Genomic DNA, 19,685 nt, shown 5'->3' with positions numbered 1-19,685 from the left:
CTGACCGTTCCCATGACTTAATGCCCGTCCGGAATGACCGGACGGGCATTTTTTTGTCTGTGGCTGTTGCCAGGCGCACCAATCCCCGGCATGGCTTCGCGGTCAAGAAGGAGCTTTACATGACCATCAAAAGACTTGAACCCGGCAAGCGCATGAGCCAGGCCGTCATCCATAACGGCATTGTCTATCTGGCCGGCCAGGTCGGCGAACCCGGCACCTCGCTCACCGAACAGACCACCGCCGTGCTGGCCCAGATCGACGCCCTGCTGGCCGAGGCCGGTACGAACAAGTCGCGCCTGCTTACCGCCACCATCTGGCTGGCCGACATGGCCGATTTCGCCGCCATGAACGCCGTCTGGGACGCCTGGGTCGATCCGGCCAATCCCCCGCTCGCGCCACCGGCGAGGTCAAACTGGCCGCGCCGGAATACCGCGTCGAAATCATCGTGACGGCAGCGCTTTCCTAATTATTGGATCTGAAGCGCGCGGTTTTGGCCGCGCGCTTTTTTTGCTTACGCGCTGTTGATGGGCCGTGCCGGAAGCGTGATGTCCATTTTTATGCCCGATGGGTTATGGTGACGATCCGCATAAGGAGCCCGTCATGACAGAACTCACAGTTCCCGCCCGGCAAACCCCTTTAACAAAACATGCCCCTTTTCAGCCGCCGTTTCATCCGAACGTTCTGGAGCCGGAAAGCGAGTACCCCGGCATCTGGGACTGGACGCCACGCGCGGATGCCGTATGGCAGGCCGCCGAAGCGCGTAATGCCCCGCTGAAGGCCCGGCGCCCGCTCGGCGGTTCGGAAGGCATTCCCGAAACCCAGCCTGATACCAATGATTTGCTGAACGTGGCCCTGACCGTGATCGCGGGCTTAAGCCTCGGCGTGGTCGTCACCACGATCTTGCGGGTAATCCTGCCGCGAAATTAGCTCGGATTTTTCGCCGGGGTCATGGCGACATTATAGAGGAAGTCGCTGTTTTCGTGCATCCGCTTGTCGGCCAGGCGCAGGGCTTCGGCTATGCGTTCCGCCGGCGCCGGATGGCGCTCATCCTTCAGCCAGCGCTCGATCGAGCTTTCCGACACACCGGTCGCTTCGGAAATCTGACGCGCCAGAGACCCGCGCGGATCGGTCCGCCAGGCCAGATCGGCGATACGGGCGAATTCGAGCGGAGTCAGCAGTGACTTGCGCGTCTCGCGGGCGGGCTTTGTCGGTTCGGTCATGTCAAACTCAGAAATATTGGCCAATGGTTTCACCATGCACCACTTTCGGCGCTTCGGTAAAGAAGGGACCGGCCAGCGCGCGCCATTGCTGGAAATTATCGCTGTTGCGGAAGGTGACCATGTGATGATCGACCGTTTCCCACAGAACGCGCAGATTATACAGGCCCGGCGTCTCGATCACCTTTTCCAGCGACATACCGTGACAGCCTTCGGCGCTTTTGAAGTGCGGCGCGGCAGCCGCCACTGCGGCTTCAAAGTCAGCGGCTCTGGCGGGATCGATGGTCAGGGTGGCGATTTCGGTGATCATGTCGGTTCCTTGGCGGTCTGGCGTCCGGTGCGGCTTCTATGTCACGCCGCGCGACCGATCTCAAGATGCTTATTACAGCCTTATTTTGACAAGGGATGATCGCCAGCGTGACTTTATCCGCCTGCGCCTAAACTTAAGCCTTCACAGGAGGATTCCATGGCCGATTTCGATATCAGGACCGATCAGAACGCGGACGCCCGGAGGCGCCATTCCGGCAACGGCACGCACCCGTCCGATGTGGCGCGCGGGTCGGGCCAAAACGACCCCTTCCCGCCGGAAGGCACGGATGAAAAAAATCATCTCACCGGTCAAGACCGGCGAGGACGCCATCAGCGAGGCGGACAGCCTCAAGGCGACCAAGACCGCGCTCGGTATGGACACCAGCCACAAGGCCGGAATGATCGACATAGTCACGACCTTTGTAACGGGCTTCCTGACGGGCTTTTTCCGCACCACGCCCCACCGCACGCAATTGCGCCGCGATAAAAAATTGCGCGATAATCTTGATGAAGGTCAGATCGATTCCATGATCGATGACAGCTTTCCGGCCAGTGATCCGCCCAGCAGCTACTAATGCGCTCAAACAGGAAACGGGCCCGAAAGTTGGGCCGTTTTTCTTGCAGTTCGCGCAATAAAAAACCAGAGAGGTGAATGGGTTGACATGTGTCAAACGCTTCGTCTCTCTGGCTTTTTTATTGTCATTGAGTTTGCCTCTTTGACATTCTCAATATCTCAAATCGCCCATAAGGAAAAAAGCAGAAAGGCGGATCATTTCGTAAAAAAGCCGTAAGTGACATGGTAGGGCATCCCGCCGTCGTACAGATACGCGCAAGAACGGGGCGTATGCTGTTCACCAAATCCTTATGCCGCGAAAACGGTTCCGCTGTGCTTTCTGATGGTTTTTGCGGTTAGATCGGCCGGACAGAAATGAGGTGCCACCATGGACTATATCGACGCCCCCAACACCTACGCTGCCATTCCAGCCAGGGACACGCTGAGCATGAAAGCTGAGCGTCTCTTGGAGAATTATCGCAACCTTCCGAAAACGAGCCTGGCCCTGGCCGGACTGGCCGGGGTAGGCGTGCTGGCTATCCTCGGCGGCCTGTGGATGGGGAAAAACAAGCTTTTCCCGCACCACGTCGCGGCCCACGTCGCGGATTGTGAAGACTAGACGCGGCCGGCAGAGGCTTCCGGGCCGCTGCTCTTGATGATGTGCTGCGGTCCGATCAGCTTGGCCATAAGCTTGATGGCGGGGTCGTGGAACTCCGCTCCCTTGTCGCTGGCGCACAGGTCTTCCAAAACCCACGGCCGGATATTCAGCTCAAACAGATCAAGCACGCTTTTGAGAATACAGGCTTCGGTGGCGATACCGGCGATAAAAACCTCGCGCACACCCCAGGTTTTCAGGCGAACGAGCAGAGTTTCGGTAACGCAGCTATAGATCGGCCGGCTGATGACCACGGCGTCATCGCGCGGCAGAAGCGCCAGTTCGGTTTCCGGGCTTTTCGGCGGCATTTTGTCATAACCGAGTATCTTCCGGAACGGAGAAGGCTCCGGATTATAGAACCGGGTGAAAACGACATGATCGAACTCATACTGAAGGTTTTCCAGCGGGGTTATCACATGCTGCGAATGCGGCGTGATGAAGCCTTCCTGGACATCGATCACGATCAGCACCTGCGGCAATTCTTCCGACATCTTCCCTCCAAAGCCGGCACTATAGTGCCTGTTTATAAGGATCTGACGCCAGAGTGGATCAGTATTTTTAGTCTACTGTGATATTTTTGCGATTTTTGGCCTCTGGCAGGTGCATTTTCAACCGCTTTTCGTTCACCAGGTTCAGCAGGGCCGCCGCCGCCCGCGCATCGGCCAGCGCCCTGTGGTGGTTTAGCAGCTCGATATCGAAGGCGCGGCACAGGTTTGCCAGGCCATAGGACGCCTGGCCAGGATAGTGTTTGCGCATCGCCGCGCAGGTACACAGCTTCGGGTGACGGAAGCGTCGTTCGATCCGGCGGAACTCGCTGGCGATGAATCCATGATCGAATGTCGCATTATGCGCCACAAAAATGGCGCCCTCGATAAAACCGGCGAAGTCATCGGCGATATCGGCGAATTTCGGCGCATCGCGCACCATCTCGTTGCTGATCCCCGTCAGTTGGGTGATGAAATGGGGTATGCGCTTTTCCGGGTTGATCAGGGACGACCACTCGCCGATAATGTCACCATTCCTGACCTTGACCGCGCCGATTTCGGTGACCCGGTCATTCGGCGGCCGCCCGCCGGTGGTTTCAACATCGACCACGACATACAGCTGGTCCGGATCGGTGCGGTAGGCCACGCGGCAGATATCGGCCTCAAAGCCTATGCTGCGCAGCAAATTCAGCCGCGCCAACTGATGACGACGAATTTGGTCGCCTTCGCCCTTGATCTCGACAAAGCGCACCTGTTCATCACGCATCAGCACCAGATCGGGGAAACCATCGCGCAGGGCATGGAAATCTTCGGCCATTTTTTGCAGCAATGCCGCCACGGCTTCGGGTGGTGCCGCGGTCAAAAACGAGGTGACCAACGCCTCCAGGCCATCAAACCAGTAAAACAGGCCATTGGGTTCGCCCTGTCTTTGCCGGATCGTTTCGCGCAGCATTTTCAGCGCCGTGCCGGACCGCACGCGCGCCAGTTTTTCCGCGATCTCACTGGCAAAGCGCATATGGAAGGTCTTGTCCTTCAGGCTTTGCGGGCGGTGATCGAATTCGGAGGCAAATCCGGCGCCGCTGCCGAACAGCTCCTCCCAGAAGATAAGCCCGAACAGCACCGGCCACAGACCGTTTTCGGTGTGATGCGCCGTCCAGCCCTGCCGGGCATAGACCTGCATGGCGGCGAATTCAGCGTCGCCGCGATAAAGCTCATCGACCTCGATCGTTTCCACCGAACGCAGCAATTGCGTGTAGACGCCTGTGCGCTGCTGACCGAACTTGCGGGCATAGAAATCGCTGGCGAAGATATATTCCTCGTCATGCGCCGGGCTTTCCAGCATGGCTTCCAGCCGGCCCTTCGCCTCTTCGGCCGCACCGATATTATACAGCAGGCGCACACTGCGCTCGTGACTTTCGAAAGCGCCGGACCGGGCATAGACGGCCAACGCCGCCGCAGTATCCCTCTGCTTCTCAAACGCCAGGCCGATCTGGTGCAGCAGGGTATCGCGCAGGCCGACCGCGGGTTCCACCAGGGGTATCGGCCAGTCGTCAAGCGTTTCGGCCAGCCCGCGAAAATCAGCCCCGTCCTTCAGGGCACGGAGCTGCCGCGTGTAGAAATACCCGGCCCGCGCCTCTTCCAGAGTCTCGAACCGCGCCTGGTAACTGTCACGCGCCTTCACCGACACCACACCCAGGTCACGCAGGGCAAAGCTTGTCATGTTGTCGCTGAGTTTGCCGAAATAGAGATAGAGCAGGAAACCCAGCGTCTCCTTGTGTTCCGGCACGAAATGATCCGAGCGCAGAAAACCGGCGGAGAAGCGTTCATACGGCAGGTGTTCATGCAGGAAGCCGACCAGTTTCGGCTTGCTCCAGCCGCTCTTCACCTCAAGTTGGTGAGTGCGCGCCAGGTCGATCAGGTCCGGCTTCGGCCGGTCGTCCAGGCAGGCGCGATAGTCGCGCGCGTCGATTTCACGGATAAAACCGTGTGCACGCAACTGATCGAGCCCGCCCCACAGGTCGCCGATCTCCTGATAGGCCAGGTCACGCGGCGAAAAAGACCGCCTTCTTGCGGTTGCTCATGCGGATATAGAGGCACTGCGCCCACTCATCGAGCGACTCGAAATGCGCGATGAAAGCCTGCTCTTCCGCGCCCAGCATTGTGCCGTAGACGGATGTGATAAAGCCGATCATTTCGCGGAAATGATCGCGGTAATAGAGCGGTGGCAGAGTGATGAATTCGCGGGGCATGATCACAAGTTCTATATATGTTCCAGAAACAATCCACAAGGGCACGCCGCAAGCGCGGCGATTGTATTCGATTACAATTCGTGCTTATCTGCCGGTGATCGCGGCGCAGACCGTGCTTTTTACAGGCTGGAAGATATCATGATGAATTTTATTCCCTCGCGCCGTCATACGCTGTTCGGCGCTGGTGCGCTCGGCATGGCCGCGCTCGCCGGCTGCAAACCCGCACAGACGCCTGCACCTGAAGCCAAGGCCAAAAGCGTTCTGGAAACCTGGCCGGTCGGGGTCCAGCTCTATACCGTCAATGCCGAACTGGCGAAGGACATCCCCGGCACGCTCAAGGCCTTGAAAGACGCCGGTTACGATGTGGTCGAGACGGCCGGCACGCAAGGCAAGACCGCCGCCGAATACAAGGCGCTGATCGAGGCGGCGGGGCTGAAAATCCGCAGCGCCCATTCCAACATGCCAAAGCTGATCGACAATCTCGACAAGGAAATAGCCGAGGCCCTGGCGCTTGGCGCCGAATGGCTGGTCTGTTCGTCACCGAAGACACCCGCGCCCCTGCCCGCTGGCACTGACTGGATCACCGGCATGATCAAGGCCATGACTCTGGATGCGTGGAAAATGAATGCCGAACACCTGGCAGCCATAGCGCCGGCCATCAACAAGGCCGGCCTGAAACTCGCCTGGCATAATCACCCGATGGAATTCACCGATCTCGGCAATGGCCACACCGGTTACGATATCCTGATGGCCGCCGCCCCGGCCGATCAATTGCGCGCCGAACTCGACCTCGGCTGGGTAGCGGTGGCCGGCGCCGATCCGGTGGCCATGATGAAGAAATATGCCGACCGCCTCGACCTGCTGCACGTCAAGGACATGATCAAGGATGCCACTATCCCGGCCGGCTTCCGTTCGACCGAAATCGGCAAGGGCATGATTGACTGGAAGCCGGTCTTCGCCGCCGCGCGGGAACTGGGCGTGAAGAACTACTTCATCGAGCAGGAACCGCCCTATCTCAAGCCGGTGATCGAGTCGCTCAAGGAAAGCCGCGCCTATATCGCCACGCTTTAACGCCGATACGTCAGGTTCAGCGTGACCATCCGGCTGCTGTCGAAACTGACCGTGCCGTCATTGCTGCGCTGAATCTGGATCGCCGCATCAAGCGCATTATCAACGCGCAGGCCCAGGCTGACCTGAGGGGTAAACGGATAGTCGAGCGCCAGATTTAACTTGCTGTAGGCTTTCAGCGGCAGGGCGTTGAGATCGTCCTCGAAGCTTTGCCCCTCGAACAGCCAGTCGGCACGCCAGCCGATCTGCGCCATCTGCCCTTCGGCACCGATGGAGGCGCTGTATGCCGGTGCCTGGGCGGGCCGTTTGCCGTTGACTGTAACGTTCGTCTGGCCGACGCGGGCATGGGTGACCGTGAGCGCGGCATTCAGCGCCAGGGCATCGCTGACCGTATACTGCGCCTGCGCTTCCAGCCCATAGGCGCGGATTTCACCGACATTCCGGCGCTGGCGGTAGGCGCCGCCAGCGGGGATGAACCCGGCTATCGGGAAGGTGCCTGGCCCGATACCGAGCGTGACATTGGTGATCGGATCGCTGACCACATTGGAGAAGATACCCGCATCAAAATGCAGGCGCTGACCGGTGCGCCGCCAGCCGATTTCCGCCCCGGTCAGGGTTTCCGGCTTGAGATCGGCATTGGCCTCTGTGACATCATTGCCAACGCGAAATGGCCGATAGAGTTCGTTCAGGCTGGGCGGGCGGAAGCCGCTGTAGATAGCCGCGCGCAGGGCATTTGCAGGCGTGACCTGATAGGCCACTCCCAGCCGACCGGAACCGACCGTCTGTTGCTTCGACGGCAGATCCAGATCGAGCACCGGCAAGCCCGTGGTCAGGTCGCGCTCGAAACGATGGGCGCCGGAGGTCTTCCATTCATCGATGCGCACCGCACCGGTCAGGGTCCAGCGGTCGATGGCGTATGTGCCCAGCATATAGATTCCCGCCAGTGTATTCTCGCCGCCGGCAACGCGATAGCGCGTCGCCGCGCCGGACATATAGCGGTAATATTCACGCGACTCGCCTTCGCCGGTACGGGCATCGATGCCGATTTCCCATTCGGAGTGGGAGGTCTGGCGGCGTATGGCGGCGTTGAAGCCGTTGCCGGTGGCCGGCGTCTTGACCTGGTCATTGGCCAGTGAGGTGCCGCTGCGGCCCGGCAGGACCGACACTGACCGATTGGCGAGGTTTGAGTCCCTGTGCCAGATTTGCAGGCGATAACCGAGCGCCTCATCGGTCGGCTGGCGCGTCCAGGCCAGGCTGAGCTGATCACCTTTCGATCGCGCCGTTGCCCCCTTCAGCCCGGTCTCGCGCACACTGTCATAGCCCCCGGCCAGCAGTGACAGCTCGCCCTCGGCCACTGCCCACTGACCATTGAGCAACAGGCTGCGGTCGCGGCCATGGGTGGCCACATCTGCAGCGCCACGCTGGCTGCCGCGTACCGGCACATCGCCTTCGAGCGCCTGATCGGTGAGATGGACGCCGACATGCTGCCCCATGGCGAAACCGGCCTGAAGCGCGCCACCGCCCTGGTCATCGACACTCGCCTCGACATAGGGCCGCAAAGCCTGCGGCGGCGTAAGCGACAGATCGACAACGCCGGTCAGCGCCCCTGCGCCATAGGCGCCGCCGCCGGCGCCGCGCACCACATGGGCGCTGGCCAATCCTTCCGAAGGAATGCCGGCCCAGATGACCCAGCCGCCAAAGGGATCATTCTGTGGAATGCCGTCGAGCGTCACCAGCGCCCGGCCGGCGCCGGAAGGCGCGATGGCGCGCAGGCTCATGCCCTGCACGGTCGGGTTGGCGGTCAGGCTGGAGGAACGGCGGAACAGGGATGCCTGTGCCGATTGTTTCAGAACCTGGTCAAGCGAGGCGCCCTGCTTGATGTCATCGGCATCGAGATCAACACGGCTGAAGACGGCGTCCCCGCTATAGGGGGCGAAACGCTGCCCTTGGACGATGACTTCGGTCGGCGGCTCCGCATGGGCCGACACCGCCACCATTGCCAGCAGGCTCACCCCCAGATATCGAACCGCCACTATCCATCTCCCGCAAAAGCACCGGTACTCTTTTGCGGGAATAAAATAAGAAATCCAGCTAAAAACGTCAGACCCGTTTCAGCACGGGCGATGTGTTGATCAGCCGTCCAAATGTCTCCGCCGGCATGGCCTTGCCGAACAGATAACCCTGCATGGTATGGACACCCGCCGCCTTCAGGTGGCTGTGCTGGCTGGTGGTCTCGATGCCTTCCGCCGTCACACGCATTCCGAAGGCACGACCGATGCCGGTGACCGCCTGGATGATCGCCAGGGCCTCCAGGGCCGCGCGCGGTTCGCCATCAAGCGCCATGACGAATTCCCTGTCGATCTTGATCTTGTCGAACGGGAAACGATGGAGCGCCGTCAGCGACGAATAGCCGACGCCGAAATCATCGAGCGCCAGCTTGATGCCAAGGCTGCGCAGGTCGTTGAATAACTGCCGCACGCGGTCGGGATCACCGAGGAAGGCGGTTTCTGTCACTTCCAGCACCAGGCGCTTCGGATCGAAACTGGTCTCGTCGAGCAGGGCGCGCACCCCGGCCACGAAGCCCGGCTTGTCGAGTTCGATCGGCGATACATTGATCGCCACGGGGATATTCCAATCGGCGGTAGTTTCCAGCACGCGCTTACGGGCAAAGGTGCCAAGCCGCGTGATCAGGCCCGAACGCTCGGCCACCGGAATAAACACCGCCGGACCGATGGGCGCGCGGTCGCCGCGGCGCCAGCGCATCAGGGCCTCGGCGCTGACGACTTCAGCGCCGGTCCGGTCATAGATCGGCTGGTATTCCATCTCGAAGGCGCCCGCCTCGATATCGGCCTCGATCTCGCGGACCAGTGGCGGCCTCCGGGTCCGTCTTCACGGCCGCCACCGGCGCGGCTTTTTTTCTTTTTGGGTTTCGCAGCGGCTTTTGGGTTTTCCGGCGTGGCCGGCTCATCGCCGATCATCTGCTCCAGTCCGGCGAGCGTGCGTTCCACCCAGGTCGCGGCCATGGCAATTTCATCGGAAGCGATGGCACGGTGCTCGACCCGAATGGCGCGTTCGATACCCGCCGCCACGCCGGCCACGGTTTTGGCGCCGATGTTAAGGCTCATCGATTTCAGCGCGTGGGCGGCGCGCGCCAGGCGGTCTTCGTCGCCCTCGGTATGGGCGGCCTGCACAGTGGCCACCGCTTCTGGCGCATGGCTGCGATAGAGCCCGACGACGCGGCGGACGAAATCACCCCGGCCATTGTGCAACCCTGCGACCAGTCCGGTGATCACCGCTGTGTCGAACAGATCACCATCCGCGTCCGGCAGGACGGGCGCCGGCACCTCGATTTCGGCCACGCGCGGCAGGGCGGCTGTGCGCAGGTCTTCCCGCAGGTGTGTGCGCAATATGCCGGCCATATCGCGCAGGGTGAAGGGCTTGTGCAGCACGTCGTCCATGCCGGCGTCCTTCCACGCCTGGGCGGCATGGCCAACCACATGGGCGGTCAGGGCGACAATCGGCAGATGCGTGTCTACCTCCTGGAGTCTCCACTGCCGAGTCGCCTCGAAACCATCCATCACCGGCATGGAACCATCCATCAGCACGAGGTCGAAATCTTGCTCCTGCATCTTTTCCAGGGCATCGGCACCATCGGCCGCAACAGACGCGGCAATGCCGAAGCGAGCCAGCGCCTCGATGGCGACTTCGCGGTTGACCTCGCCGTCATCGACCACCAAAACGCGCGCCTGCGGCCAGGCGGTATCGACGCCTTCGGGATCAGCATCGGTATCATAAAGCACGAAATCGCCGCCATCGCGCAGGCGTTCGATCAGGGTATCGATATCGCGGTGGCGCAGGGGCCGCGAAAGCACAGCGGCGGCGCGGCCATCGCGCACCCACTGTTCGGCATCGGCATCATCAGGATAGGCCAGCAGAACCAGGGTTTCCGGTTTGACATCCAGGTGATCGCGGCTGGCGGCATCCGCCAGGACCAGACGCGGCCTGTCCGGACCGAAGCGGATATTCGCCTCTTTCAGCCGCTCGGCCAGGACTTCGTTTTCGACATCGCCGCGGATATGGACATTGACGACCGGCCGCACCAGGTCATGAATCACCGGCGGCGCGCAGGGTGACGCATAGTCCAGCGCCGGCATCCGCACATGAAACTGCGTGCCTTTTCCCTGCTCGCTGGTCACGGCGATGGCGCCGCCCATGGCCTCGACCAGTCGTTTGGAGATGCTCAGCCCCAGGCCGGTGCCGCCGAAGCGCCGCGTCGTCGTCTGGTCTTCCTGGGTGAAGGCGGAGAAGATCGCGCCCAGCTTGTCGCGCGCAATGCCGATACCGGTATCCCTGACCACAAGGCGCCAGAAACCGGGCTTTTTATCAGGCTCAATGGACACCAGCACATGGCCTTTTTCGGTAAATTTCAGGGCATTGGAAACGAGGTTCGATACCACCTGCCCCAGCCGGACCGGATCGGCCGGCACCAGGCGCGGCGCTTCCGGATGAGCGTGTGCCACCAGTTCGATGCCTTTTTCGCGCGCCTTCGCCTGAAACAGGGCCAGGGTGTCATCGACGCAATCAAGGATATCGACCTCGCAGATTTCGACCTCCAGCTTGCCGGCCTCGATCTTGGAAAAATCGAGTATGTCATTGATCACCGCCAGCAGTGACCGGCCCGATCTGGCGATGGTGCGGGCATGGCGTTTGGCGCGCGCCGGCAGGCTTTCGGCGGCCAGCAGTTCGGCCATGACCATGACACCGTTCATCGGCGTACGGATTTCGTGGCTCATGGTGGCGAGGAAATCGGACTTGGCGGCATTGGCGGAAAGGGCCTCGTCACGCGCCTTCAGATAATCGGCTGTGCGGTCCTCGACCTCCTGCTCCAGCCCGATCAGGTGGGCTTCCAGCTTTTTGTCGCGCACCCGGATGGCGTCGATCATGGTATTGAAGCCATTGACCAGAACACCCAGTTCATCCCGGCTTTTCGTCTCGACCCGGCGGGTAAAATCGCCCTGCCGGGTGATGGCCTCGATGGAGCCGGTCAAATCGGTCAGGGGACGGATCATCGCTTTTTGCAGGCGGCGCGCCACGAAAAGCGCCAGGCCCAGGGCGATGGTCGCCAGTCCGAAAATCCCCGCCAGCGCCTGCAACAGGGTGCGGGCAAAATCCTCCGATTTGTGGACCACGACCACCTGTCCGATCTGGTGGCCGCTGCTCATCACCGGGGCATGAACCTCGATGGTGCGTGTAGAGACCAGGGCCATGATATCGGGATGGCGATTTTCAGCATCAAGCGTGACGTCGCTTTTCAGGCGGGCGCCGGCGCCCATTTCGGCCAGGGCCGAGCCATCATGTGCCTCGACGCGGGCATAGGTGATGCCGGGCGTGCGCGTAACGGCGCGCAGGGCTGTATAGGCGCGGCTGCGGTCATTGACCGCGACCGCGTCTTCCGCGCTTGAGGCCAGGACATCGGCCGCGGTCTTCATCACCGACCAGCGTGATTCGGCCTGGCGCGTGGTTTCGCGGACGACAAACAGACCGGCAACCGGCAGGGTGGAAAACAGCACCGATCCAATAACCAGCCAGTTTAAACGTGTGGAAATAGAGGATTTACTGCGACTGTTTTGGATATCTGCCGGCATTGCGCGTTTATTCACCCTCTATACATAAAACGAAACGAGCTTAAGCGCGCTCAACCCCTGCGGTAGTCTTATCTACATTGCGTCGTAACCAAGTCTAATAAGCAAATCTTAAAATCTCACTGCCATGGTCTAGGCTAAGGACAAATCCATGGGCCGGCTGAAACTTCAAACCTGTCTGACCTGGGCCTGCCGGCAAATCGGCGGCAATGTCAGTGTCATCGCGGCCCTTTCGGCCGTGCCCGTGGTGATGGCCGTGACCGGCGTGATTGAGATCACCGACATGACCAGCGCCCGCTCCGGCCTTCAGACGGCCGCCGATACCGGCGCCCTGGCCGGCGCGGGGCAGCTTGCGGTTGCCACGGTCGGTTCCACCCAGGTCATACAGACGGCCATAACCGTCGCTCGGCAATCGATCGAAACCAGCGGCACCGGCGGCAAGACCACGACGCCCGCCTTCACCGCAACGGTCGACATGCGCGCCGGTACGGTGACGGTCACCGGAACCGCCGAACACAAGCCGCTGATAGGCTTCATGAATTTCGGCGATCAGGCCCTGGCCGCCACCGCCACGGCTGAAAATGTGCAGCGCGTACCCCTGTGCATCCTGCAAACGGCGAAGAGCGGCGGCATTCAGGTGCAGGGCCAGGCGCGCATCCGCGCCACCGGCTGCGCCGTTCACGCCAATGCCGATATCAGGGTGGCCAGCAGCGCCCTAATCCAGGCCGAGGCCGCCCAGGCGGTGGGCTCTGTCTCCGGTCCGGTGGAGCCGGCCGGCCATTCCGGCGCCCTGCCCATAGATGATCCGTTTGCCGCCATGGACCTGGGCAGCAAGACGCCGTGCAACCTGCTCAAAGGCCCCCTGCTACCCATCCAGCTCGGTTCCGGCACCATGAGCCTGCCGCCCGGCCTGCACTGCCTGCCGATCACCGTCATCGGCAATGGCACACTCTTTTTACAGCCCGGCGATCACTATTTCCTGGCCCCTCTGATCATGACCGACAACTCCACCCTGCGTGGCGACGATGTGTCGCTGGTTTTCGGGGTCGGCAATGTGTTCAACTTCTCGAAGAACGCCACGGTGCGTCTGACGGCGCGCAAGAGCGGCCCCAATGCCGGCTTCCTCATCGCCACCTCGCGCGACAATTTCGGCACCTTCAGCATCGCCTCGGGCAATGTCAGCCAGTTGCTCGGCACCATCTATATTCCCAACGCCAACCTGGTTGTCGATACGCCGGGCAATGTGGCGCAGGATTCCGCCTGGAGCGTCATCGTCGCCAAGACCCTGACCTTAAGACAAAATCCTGTCCTGACCATCAACAGCAACTATACCGATTCCGGCGTGCCCGTCCCCGAAGGCGTAGGGCCGATGAAATCCGCACCGAAGTTATCCTCATGACCCATTTTGTCGAGTTTGAGACGGCCCGCGTGCTGGTGGCCGACGATGATCCCATCCTGCGGGAATTCGCCATCGTTCACCTGGCGACACCGACGGTCGAGGTCGAGGTGGCGGAAGATGGCCTTGTGGCGTTGGAACGCCTGCAAAAGGGCGGCATCGATATCGCCCTGGTCGATCTCGACATGCCGCGCCTGGATGGTTTTGAACTGATCGAACGCATCCGCTGGGACGAGCAACTGAAGCACCTGCCGATCGTGGTGGTGACCGGCCGCGAGGACATGGTGGCCGTCGATCGCGCCTTTGCGCTGGGGGCCACATCGTTCGTCGTCAAGCCACTGAACTGGCGGTTGCTGTCGCATCAACTGGCCTATGTGCTGCGCAATGCCCGCGCCGAAGGCCAGGTGCGCGGACAGCTTGATGCACTGCAGAAGGTCAATGATCTCAAGGATCGAATCTTGCGCCTGTCGCGCCAGAAAATCACCGGCCCACTCAACGATATTCTGGCGTCGGCGCAGGTTATTGAAACGCACAGCGACGCGCCCCAGATCAGCGAAAGCCTGAACCGTATCGCGACGGCCTCGGTGGTCCTGACGCGCGTTCATGCCGATATGGGCGAAGCGGAAAAGCTATCCGCAAAGGATTGATGTCTTATCAGCGTCCGGATAGTCTGCGTCATGTTCAATCCGAAATCCCCTCTGGCAGACCTGCTGAACGCCCAGATGCGGCCGGGCGTGGTGGAGTGGATCGGCGTGCGCCCGCAGCGGCGCGGCGCGATGACGGTGGTGGATAGCGTGGGTCTGGATACGCAGGCCGGCATCATCGGCGACCACTATAACAACCCGAAACGCGGTACGCGCCACGTCACGCTCATCCAGCGCGAGGACCTCGCCGCCATTGCCAGCTATCTCAGCCAGGACGTGACCCCCGAACAACTGCGGCGCAATATCGTCATTCGCGGCCTCAATCTGCTGGCCCTGAAGGACAGGCAATTCCGGCTCGGCGAGGCCCTGCTCGAAATGACCGGCGAATGCCACCCCTGTTCACGCATGGAGGAAACCTTCGGCCCCGGCGGTTACAACGCGGTGCGCAGTCATGGCGGCATTACCGCGCGGGTGCTTGAGGGCGGCATGGTCCGCCTGGGCGATCCCCTGACGGTGGCTTGACGATTTCCGGTTACCGGCGCAATCATCCCTGAGGCACGGGGAATGGCATCATGACGGCGGCGAAAAAAACAGGTCTCCTCGGTATCACGCTTTATGCCGCCGCGATGAACTTCAGCATCCGATGGCTGGCCACCGGCGCGGCGACCGGCCCGGTGGCCCTGCCGATATGGATCGCCGCCGCCGTGCTGTTCCTCATTCCACTCGTTACGGCCACACTGGAGCTTTCCGCCCGTTTTCCCGAAGAGGGCGCCATCTACGCCTGGACGCGCGAAACCCAGGGCCCGTTCGCCGGCTTTCTGTGCGGCTGGCTCTACTGGGCGTGTAATCTGCCCTATTTTGCCAGCCTGCTGTTCTTCATCGTCAACCTGTTCGGACGTGCGCTGGTCGCCACCGGGTGGGGGGCGCCTCTGGGCCTCGTCCTCGCGCAACCGGCGGGCGCTTTCGCCGCGACATCTCTGCTGGTCATTATCGTGGCGCTGATGCACGCGCGCGGCTTCGGCGTCGGCAAGTGGCTGCCGGTGATCGGCGCCGCCATGTCGATTTCGCTGCTTGTCTTCATCATCGCCACCGGATTTTACCTCAGCGGCCGCGACGGCGCCGCCACCGATTTCGCCGCAGCCAGCTATCTGCCGCCGCTCAATGCCAACGGCGCCATACTATGGTCGAGCATGTTGTTCGCCTATGCCGGCGTCGAAGGCGTGGCCCTGATGCGCAATGAGGTAAAGGGCGGGGTAAGGACTGTTGTGCGCGCTCTGGGCCTGCTGGCCATATTGCAGACACTGGGATACGCCATCGGCACCGGCGCCATGCTGATGATCGTGCCGCAAGCCCTGGCCTCGCGGCTGGGCGGCCTTCCCGAAGCGATCGGCGTGGCGCTGGCTAAACTGCACCTGGCGGCGGCCCAGCCTCTGTTTCTGGTCATTGTCGGCCTGTCCCTGCTGGGCGGCTTAAGCGCCTGGTTCGGTGCGGCGGCCCGCCTGCCTTTCGCTGTCGGCGTCGACCGGATGCTGCCCGCGGCGGTTGGGCGGCTCGACCCGAAGACCGGCGCGCCTGTAATCGCCATCTGGATACAGGCCCTGCTGACCATCGCCGTGCTGGCCCTCAGCGCCTTGGGCTCGACAGTCGCCGGCGCCTATGACTTTGTGGTCGCCATGGGCGTGATCACCTTCATGATCCCCTATCTGTGGATGTTCGCCGCCTATATGATCGTGCAAAAGCGTGATGCGACGGGGCTGGATTTCCGCACGCCGGGGGGAAAGCCCTGGGCGATGCTTCTGGCGATGCTGGGCATTGTCATGGTGCTGAGCGCCATCTTCGGCAGCCTGGTGCCAAGTCCGGAAGATCCGCACCCGGTGATGGCCTTCCTGAAGCTGCTGGTGGCGTCTGCGGTGATGATCGCCGTCGGCGCCCTGATCTATGGTGCGCACATATTGCGCGCAAAAGGAAAAAAATGATGGATACGGCAGACAGCCCCGCGAAGACCCGTTCCCCTGTGACGGCCCCGGCGAAATGGTATGTCGATCCGACGTACTGGCCGGTCGAGCGCCAGCGGATCTTCGCCGATAATTGGCAGTTCCTGACGCATGAAAGTGCCCTGGCCAACCCGCGGGACTGGCGTGCCGATGTGCTGGCTGGCTATCCTGTAGTCATCGTTCGCGGTGATGACGGGACTTTACGCGCCTTTCACAATGTCTGCCGCCATCGCGCCGGACCGCTGACCCGCGAAGACTCCGGCACCTGTGACGGCTACCTGACCTGCCAGTACCACGGCTGGCGCTATACGCTGGATGGCCGGCTGCGCACCGCCCGCGATTTCGGCGCGGCGTCGGATTTCGACCCGCGCGAATACGGCCTCTATCCGATCCGGTTGCAGGTTTGGCGCGGGCTCGTCTTTGCCGGCATCGGCGAGAATTTGCCCGATCTGGCCATGCAGATGGCGCCGCTCGATGCCCGTCTGGGTGAGACCGACTGGTCGAGCCTCAAGGTGGCTCTGCGCCGCACGCACCTGCTGGACTGCAACTGGAAGACCTATGTCGAGAACTATCTCGAAGGCTATCATGTCCCTTCCATGCACCCTTCGCTCGATGCCGAGATTGTCTCCGAGCAATACAGAGTGACGGTCGATGGCCGGGTCGTGCTGCACGACGCCCCGCCGAAATCAGGCGCGGTCTATGATGGCCTGTGGGGCTGGCTGTGGCCCAATATCGGCATAAATGTCTATAATCGCGGCTTGATGATCGAACGCATGTCGCCTGTGGGGCACAAACAGACCCAACTCGACTATCTCTACCTGACGCCCGATGGCGAGCCCGTGCCGGACGCCACTATCGCCATGTCCGATCAGGTGACGGCCGAGGACAAATGGATCGCCGAGAAGGTGCAGCAAAATCTCGATGCCGGGGTCTACGACACTGGCCGTCTCTCGCCGAAGCATGAGACGGCCGTTGCGGCGTTCCAGAATTGGGTCGGGACGCTGATAGACTGACTATTATTACTCATGCCTAAGGGCTTTGCCCGGTTCGGTCCGGGCGGCGCCAAAGGCCACGCCGGCCACCGTCACCAGGGCGATCAGCAGGGCCGCCACTGAGGCCACCGGGAAGATCCACAGCGGCATGGCGATGGCGTCATCGAACTGCATCAGCCAGCGTTGCAGGGCCAGCCAGCCCAGCGGCCAGGCGATCAGGCTGGCCAGGGCCACCGGCAGCAGGAACTGCACCAGCAGCAGGCCCACCACCTGGCCGGCGGAGGCGCCCAGCACCTTGCGCACGCCGATCTCGCGCACCCGCCGTCCGGTATTGAAGGCCGCCATGCCATAGAGGCCGATACAGCCGATCAGGGCGGCGATCCCGGCGCCGATGGTGAACAGGTGCGTGCGGTCGCGTTCGGGTTTGTAATATTTGTCGAGGTTCTCGACCGCGCTTGTGGCATCGAACGGCACGTCAGGTGCGATCTGGCGCCACAGCTTGCGCAATTGGTCACGCATCTTCGGCTCGGACAGGCCCTGATAACGCACCATGCCTACCACGGCGTAGGAAGCATGGATATCGAACAGGTAGAGCTTCGGCGGGATGCGCTCGTTCGGATTATAGAAGCGCATGTCCTCGACCACGCCGATGATACGCACCTGACGATCGTTGAACTTGGCCGTCTGGTTCAGCGCGGCCTGCGGAGAGGCAAAGCCCATGTCATTGGCGGCTCGCCGACTGATGACAACATTGTAAACGCGGCTTTTGTCATCCGCACCGTCGGCCCACTTCTGGTCCTCGCCGCGCTGCGCATCAAAGACACGCCCGGCCAGCACCTTGGCGCCAAGCATCTGGAAATAATCCTCACCCACAATCGACCAGTTCACCGTTGGCGACAGGGTCGGGCTATCGACCTGACCGGGGCGCACTATATTCGAACTGTTGCTCGTGCTGCCGTCACCGGGAATCGCATTGGCGATGGCGGCGTGGCTGACACCGGGCAAGGTGCGGGTTGCGGCGATGAAGCTGTCACGTTGCGCCTGGCTGACGGCATTGTCACGCACCGAATTGACGATCATCAGGTTGTCGCGCTGGAAGCCGATATCGGCATTCTGAATATGCTGAATTTGCAGCATGAAACCCATGATCAGGACAAAGGCGACGGCCACGGCGGCGAACTGCACCATGGCCAGGCCGACACGAAGAAATCCCGCCATGCGGCCGCCGCCTGGTGTTCGGCTCGACGCCAGGACCTGGGCCGGCTTGAAAGCCGCCAGGGCAAAGGCCGGATAGAGGGCCGCCACCAGACCTGCCGCCAGCACGACGCCCAGCACGCTCATGAGCCAGGTGATATCTGTCTGATAATCGAGCTTGAGAAAAAGGCCACCGGCGCTGTTGATCAGCGGCAGGCTCAGTTCGACGAGCGACAGCGCCACAAGAAAGGCCAGAAGCATGGTCAACAGAGCCTCGACAAGGAATTGCAGGCGCAGGCTCGTGGGCGGCGCGCCCAGGGTCTTGCGCACCGCCACCTCGCGTGCCCGCAGACCCGCCCGCGCCGTTGCCAGGTTGACATAGTTGATCAAAGCCAGAACCAGCGCCACAATGCCGACCACGCCCAGCGAGATAATGGCCGCTTTCAGCTTTGGATCGACCAGGTGCTTATCGGCCCATGGCACCAGTACCAGTTCGAGAATCTTGTGCGGCGTGACATCGGTACCGAATTTCTGACCAATCTGACGGTCGGTAAAGGCCGGCAACTGCCGCGCAAAGGCACTGGCCTGCGCAGGCGTTTTGAACTTGAAATAGGCTTCCAGTTGCCCTGATCCCCAGTTATGCCAGGTATAGGGCTCCATCGCCGTGCGCTGCGGCGTCAGGAGGCGCAGCATGTCCAGCTTGGTGTCGGTATTTTTCGGCAGGTCGGCAATGATGGCGCTGACCGTATAGGTCTTTAGCCCCTCCTCGTCGTTCAGCGTCATGGTGCGCCCGATGGCGTTGACCGTACCGAAATACTTGCGCGCCATGCCTGCACTGAGCACCACTTTCGACGGATCGCTGAGCGCCGTGGCCGCATCGCCGTACAGCATGGGCACGCGGAAGAAGGCCAGGAAATTGCCGTCAACCAGTTCGATCTGTTCGTTATAGACGTCGGCCCCCTTATGGACGATCGCGCCATTGGACCAGTCGCGGGTGCTCTCGATCTGCGGGTAAACGGTCTTGATCTCCTCGGTCAGGCCGCCCATGGCGCTCATGAAGATATCTTCAGCCATGCCTGGAAAATGATAGCGCGTGCCCATTTCATAGATATGCGGTCGTTCGGCACTCCAGCTTTCGTAACTGGTCTCGAAGCGATAGAAGAGGCTGAGCGCGATGAAGACGGCGATGCCGAAGCTCAGGCCCAGCAGGTTTAGCAGGGCATAAAGCGGATGGCGGATGAATGAGCGGAAAAACGCGGTGAAGGCGGAGCGCAGCATTACAGCACC

General features: G+C 61.6%; 19 protein-coding genes. 10 read left to right on the top strand and 9 right to left on the bottom strand.

Annotation, left to right across the window (positions count from 1 at the left end; all coding sequences use genetic code 11):
- The first annotated feature begins 119 nt into the window (after positions 1-119).
- Together NVV72_09105 and NVV72_09100 are read left to right on the top strand one after the other, a co-directional pair.
- The gene (locus tag NVV72_09105) at positions 120-449 is read left to right on the top strand and encodes a RidA family protein (protein ID MCR6659488.1); all 330 of its coding nucleotides are present in this window, start codon (positions 120-122) and stop codon (positions 447-449) included.
- Positions 450-600: 151 nt separating this feature from the next.
- Positions 601-927, top strand: coding sequence for a hypothetical protein (locus NVV72_09100; GenBank protein ID MCR6659487.1), 327 nt, complete (start codon positions 601-603; stop codon positions 925-927).
- On the opposite strand, the gene NVV72_09095 is transcribed toward NVV72_09100, so the two are convergent.
- Both NVV72_09095 and NVV72_09090 read right to left on the bottom strand, forming a co-directional pair.
- Positions 924-1,220, bottom strand: coding sequence for a hypothetical protein (locus tag NVV72_09095; protein ID MCR6659486.1), 297 nt, complete (start codon positions 1,218-1,220; stop codon positions 924-926). The genes NVV72_09100 and NVV72_09095 overlap by 4 nt on opposite strands.
- Before the next feature lie 7 nt (positions 1,221-1,227).
- Complete coding sequence (locus NVV72_09090; protein MCR6659485.1) at positions 1,228-1,527, bottom strand: antibiotic biosynthesis monooxygenase; 300 nt, start codon at positions 1,525-1,527, stop codon at positions 1,228-1,230.
- 286 nt (positions 1,528-1,813) lie between these two features.
- On the opposite strand from NVV72_09090, the gene NVV72_09085 reads away from it, so the two are divergent.
- Positions 1,814-2,101, top strand: a complete 288-nt coding sequence (locus NVV72_09085) for a hypothetical protein (GenBank protein MCR6659484.1) — start codon at positions 1,814-1,816, stop codon at positions 2,099-2,101.
- Between the two features lie 366 nt (positions 2,102-2,467).
- Positions 2,468-2,698 carry a hypothetical protein gene (locus tag NVV72_09080; protein MCR6659483.1) on the top strand — a complete coding sequence of 77 codons (231 nt, stop codon included), beginning with the start codon at positions 2,468-2,470 and terminating at the stop codon, positions 2,696-2,698.
- On the opposite strand, the gene NVV72_09075 is transcribed toward NVV72_09080, so the two are convergent.
- From NVV72_09075 to NVV72_09065, 3 genes are all read right to left on the bottom strand, one after another.
- Positions 2,695-3,225: a cysteine hydrolase gene (locus NVV72_09075; protein ID MCR6659482.1), complete on the bottom strand. Its 531-nt coding sequence runs from the start codon at positions 3,223-3,225 to the stop codon at positions 2,695-2,697. The two genes, NVV72_09080 and NVV72_09075, sit on opposite strands and share 4 nt — an antisense overlap.
- A gap of 67 nt (positions 3,226-3,292) precedes the next feature.
- Positions 3,293-5,215 (bottom strand): exonuclease domain-containing protein, encoded by a 1,923-nt coding sequence (locus NVV72_09070; GenBank protein MCR6659481.1) that lies wholly within the window; start codon positions 5,213-5,215, stop codon positions 3,293-3,295.
- Between the two features lie 46 nt (positions 5,216-5,261).
- Positions 5,262-5,468 (bottom strand): hypothetical protein, encoded by a 207-nt coding sequence (locus NVV72_09065; protein ID MCR6659480.1) that lies wholly within the window; start codon positions 5,466-5,468, stop codon positions 5,262-5,264.
- 138 nt (positions 5,469-5,606) lie between these two features.
- Here NVV72_09065 and NVV72_09060 point away from each other — a divergent pair, with 138 nt between their 5' ends.
- Positions 5,607-6,539: a sugar phosphate isomerase/epimerase gene (locus tag NVV72_09060; protein MCR6659479.1), complete on the top strand. Its 933-nt coding sequence runs from the start codon at positions 5,607-5,609 to the stop codon at positions 6,537-6,539.
- Here NVV72_09060 and NVV72_09055 read toward each other — a convergent pair.
- From NVV72_09055 to NVV72_09045, 3 genes are all read right to left on the bottom strand, one after another.
- Positions 6,536-8,569, bottom strand: a complete 2,034-nt coding sequence (locus NVV72_09055) for a TonB-dependent receptor (protein ID MCR6659478.1) — start codon at positions 8,567-8,569, stop codon at positions 6,536-6,538. The genes NVV72_09060 and NVV72_09055 overlap by 4 nt on opposite strands.
- Positions 8,570-8,636: 67 nt before the next feature.
- Positions 8,637-9,359, bottom strand: a complete 723-nt coding sequence (locus NVV72_09050) for an EAL domain-containing protein (protein MCR6659477.1) — start codon at positions 9,357-9,359, stop codon at positions 8,637-8,639.
- Positions 9,299-12,106, bottom strand: coding sequence for an ATP-binding protein (locus tag NVV72_09045; protein MCR6659476.1), 2,808 nt, complete (start codon positions 12,104-12,106; stop codon positions 9,299-9,301). The genes NVV72_09050 and NVV72_09045 overlap by 61 nt, the downstream gene beginning before the upstream one ends.
- 223 nt (positions 12,107-12,329) lie before the next feature.
- On the opposite strand from NVV72_09045, the gene NVV72_09040 reads away from it, so the two are divergent.
- Genes NVV72_09040 through NVV72_09020 form a run of 5 tightly spaced genes read left to right on the top strand, consistent with a single transcriptional unit; the run spans position 12,330 to position 17,225 of the window.
- A complete protein-coding gene (locus NVV72_09040) occupies positions 12,330-13,577 on the top strand; it encodes a Tad domain-containing protein (GenBank protein ID MCR6659475.1) in 1,248 nt (415 codons plus the stop codon).
- The gene (locus NVV72_09035) at positions 13,574-14,221 is read left to right on the top strand and encodes a response regulator (protein ID MCR6659474.1); all 648 of its coding nucleotides are present in this window, start codon (positions 13,574-13,576) and stop codon (positions 14,219-14,221) included. The genes NVV72_09040 and NVV72_09035 overlap by 4 nt, the downstream gene beginning before the upstream one ends.
- Positions 14,222-14,251: 30 nt before the next feature.
- Positions 14,252-14,740, top strand: a complete 489-nt coding sequence (locus NVV72_09030) for an MOSC domain-containing protein (GenBank protein ID MCR6659473.1) — start codon at positions 14,252-14,254, stop codon at positions 14,738-14,740.
- Positions 14,741-14,790: 50 nt separating this feature from the next.
- Positions 14,791-16,194, top strand: a complete 1,404-nt coding sequence (locus tag NVV72_09025) for an APC family permease (GenBank protein ID MCR6659472.1) — start codon at positions 14,791-14,793, stop codon at positions 16,192-16,194.
- Positions 16,191-17,225, top strand: coding sequence for a Rieske 2Fe-2S domain-containing protein (locus NVV72_09020; GenBank protein MCR6659471.1), 1,035 nt, complete (start codon positions 16,191-16,193; stop codon positions 17,223-17,225). The genes NVV72_09025 and NVV72_09020 overlap by 4 nt, the downstream gene beginning before the upstream one ends.
- Before the next feature lie 6 nt (positions 17,226-17,231).
- Here the strand turns inward: NVV72_09020 and NVV72_09015 are convergent, their stop codons facing one another.
- Positions 17,232-19,676 carry an ABC transporter permease gene (locus NVV72_09015; GenBank protein MCR6659470.1) on the bottom strand — a complete coding sequence of 815 codons (2,445 nt, stop codon included), beginning with the start codon at positions 19,674-19,676 and terminating at the stop codon, positions 17,232-17,234.
- Between the last annotated feature and the right edge of the window lie 9 nt (positions 19,677-19,685).

It is taken from the genome of Asticcacaulis sp. (genome assembly GCA_024707255.1).
Taxonomy (GTDB): domain Bacteria; phylum Pseudomonadota; class Alphaproteobacteria; order Caulobacterales; family Caulobacteraceae; genus Asticcacaulis.
Note: the sequence above shows the minus strand (reverse complement) of the source record. Positions and strands in the feature narration are given on the sequence as shown.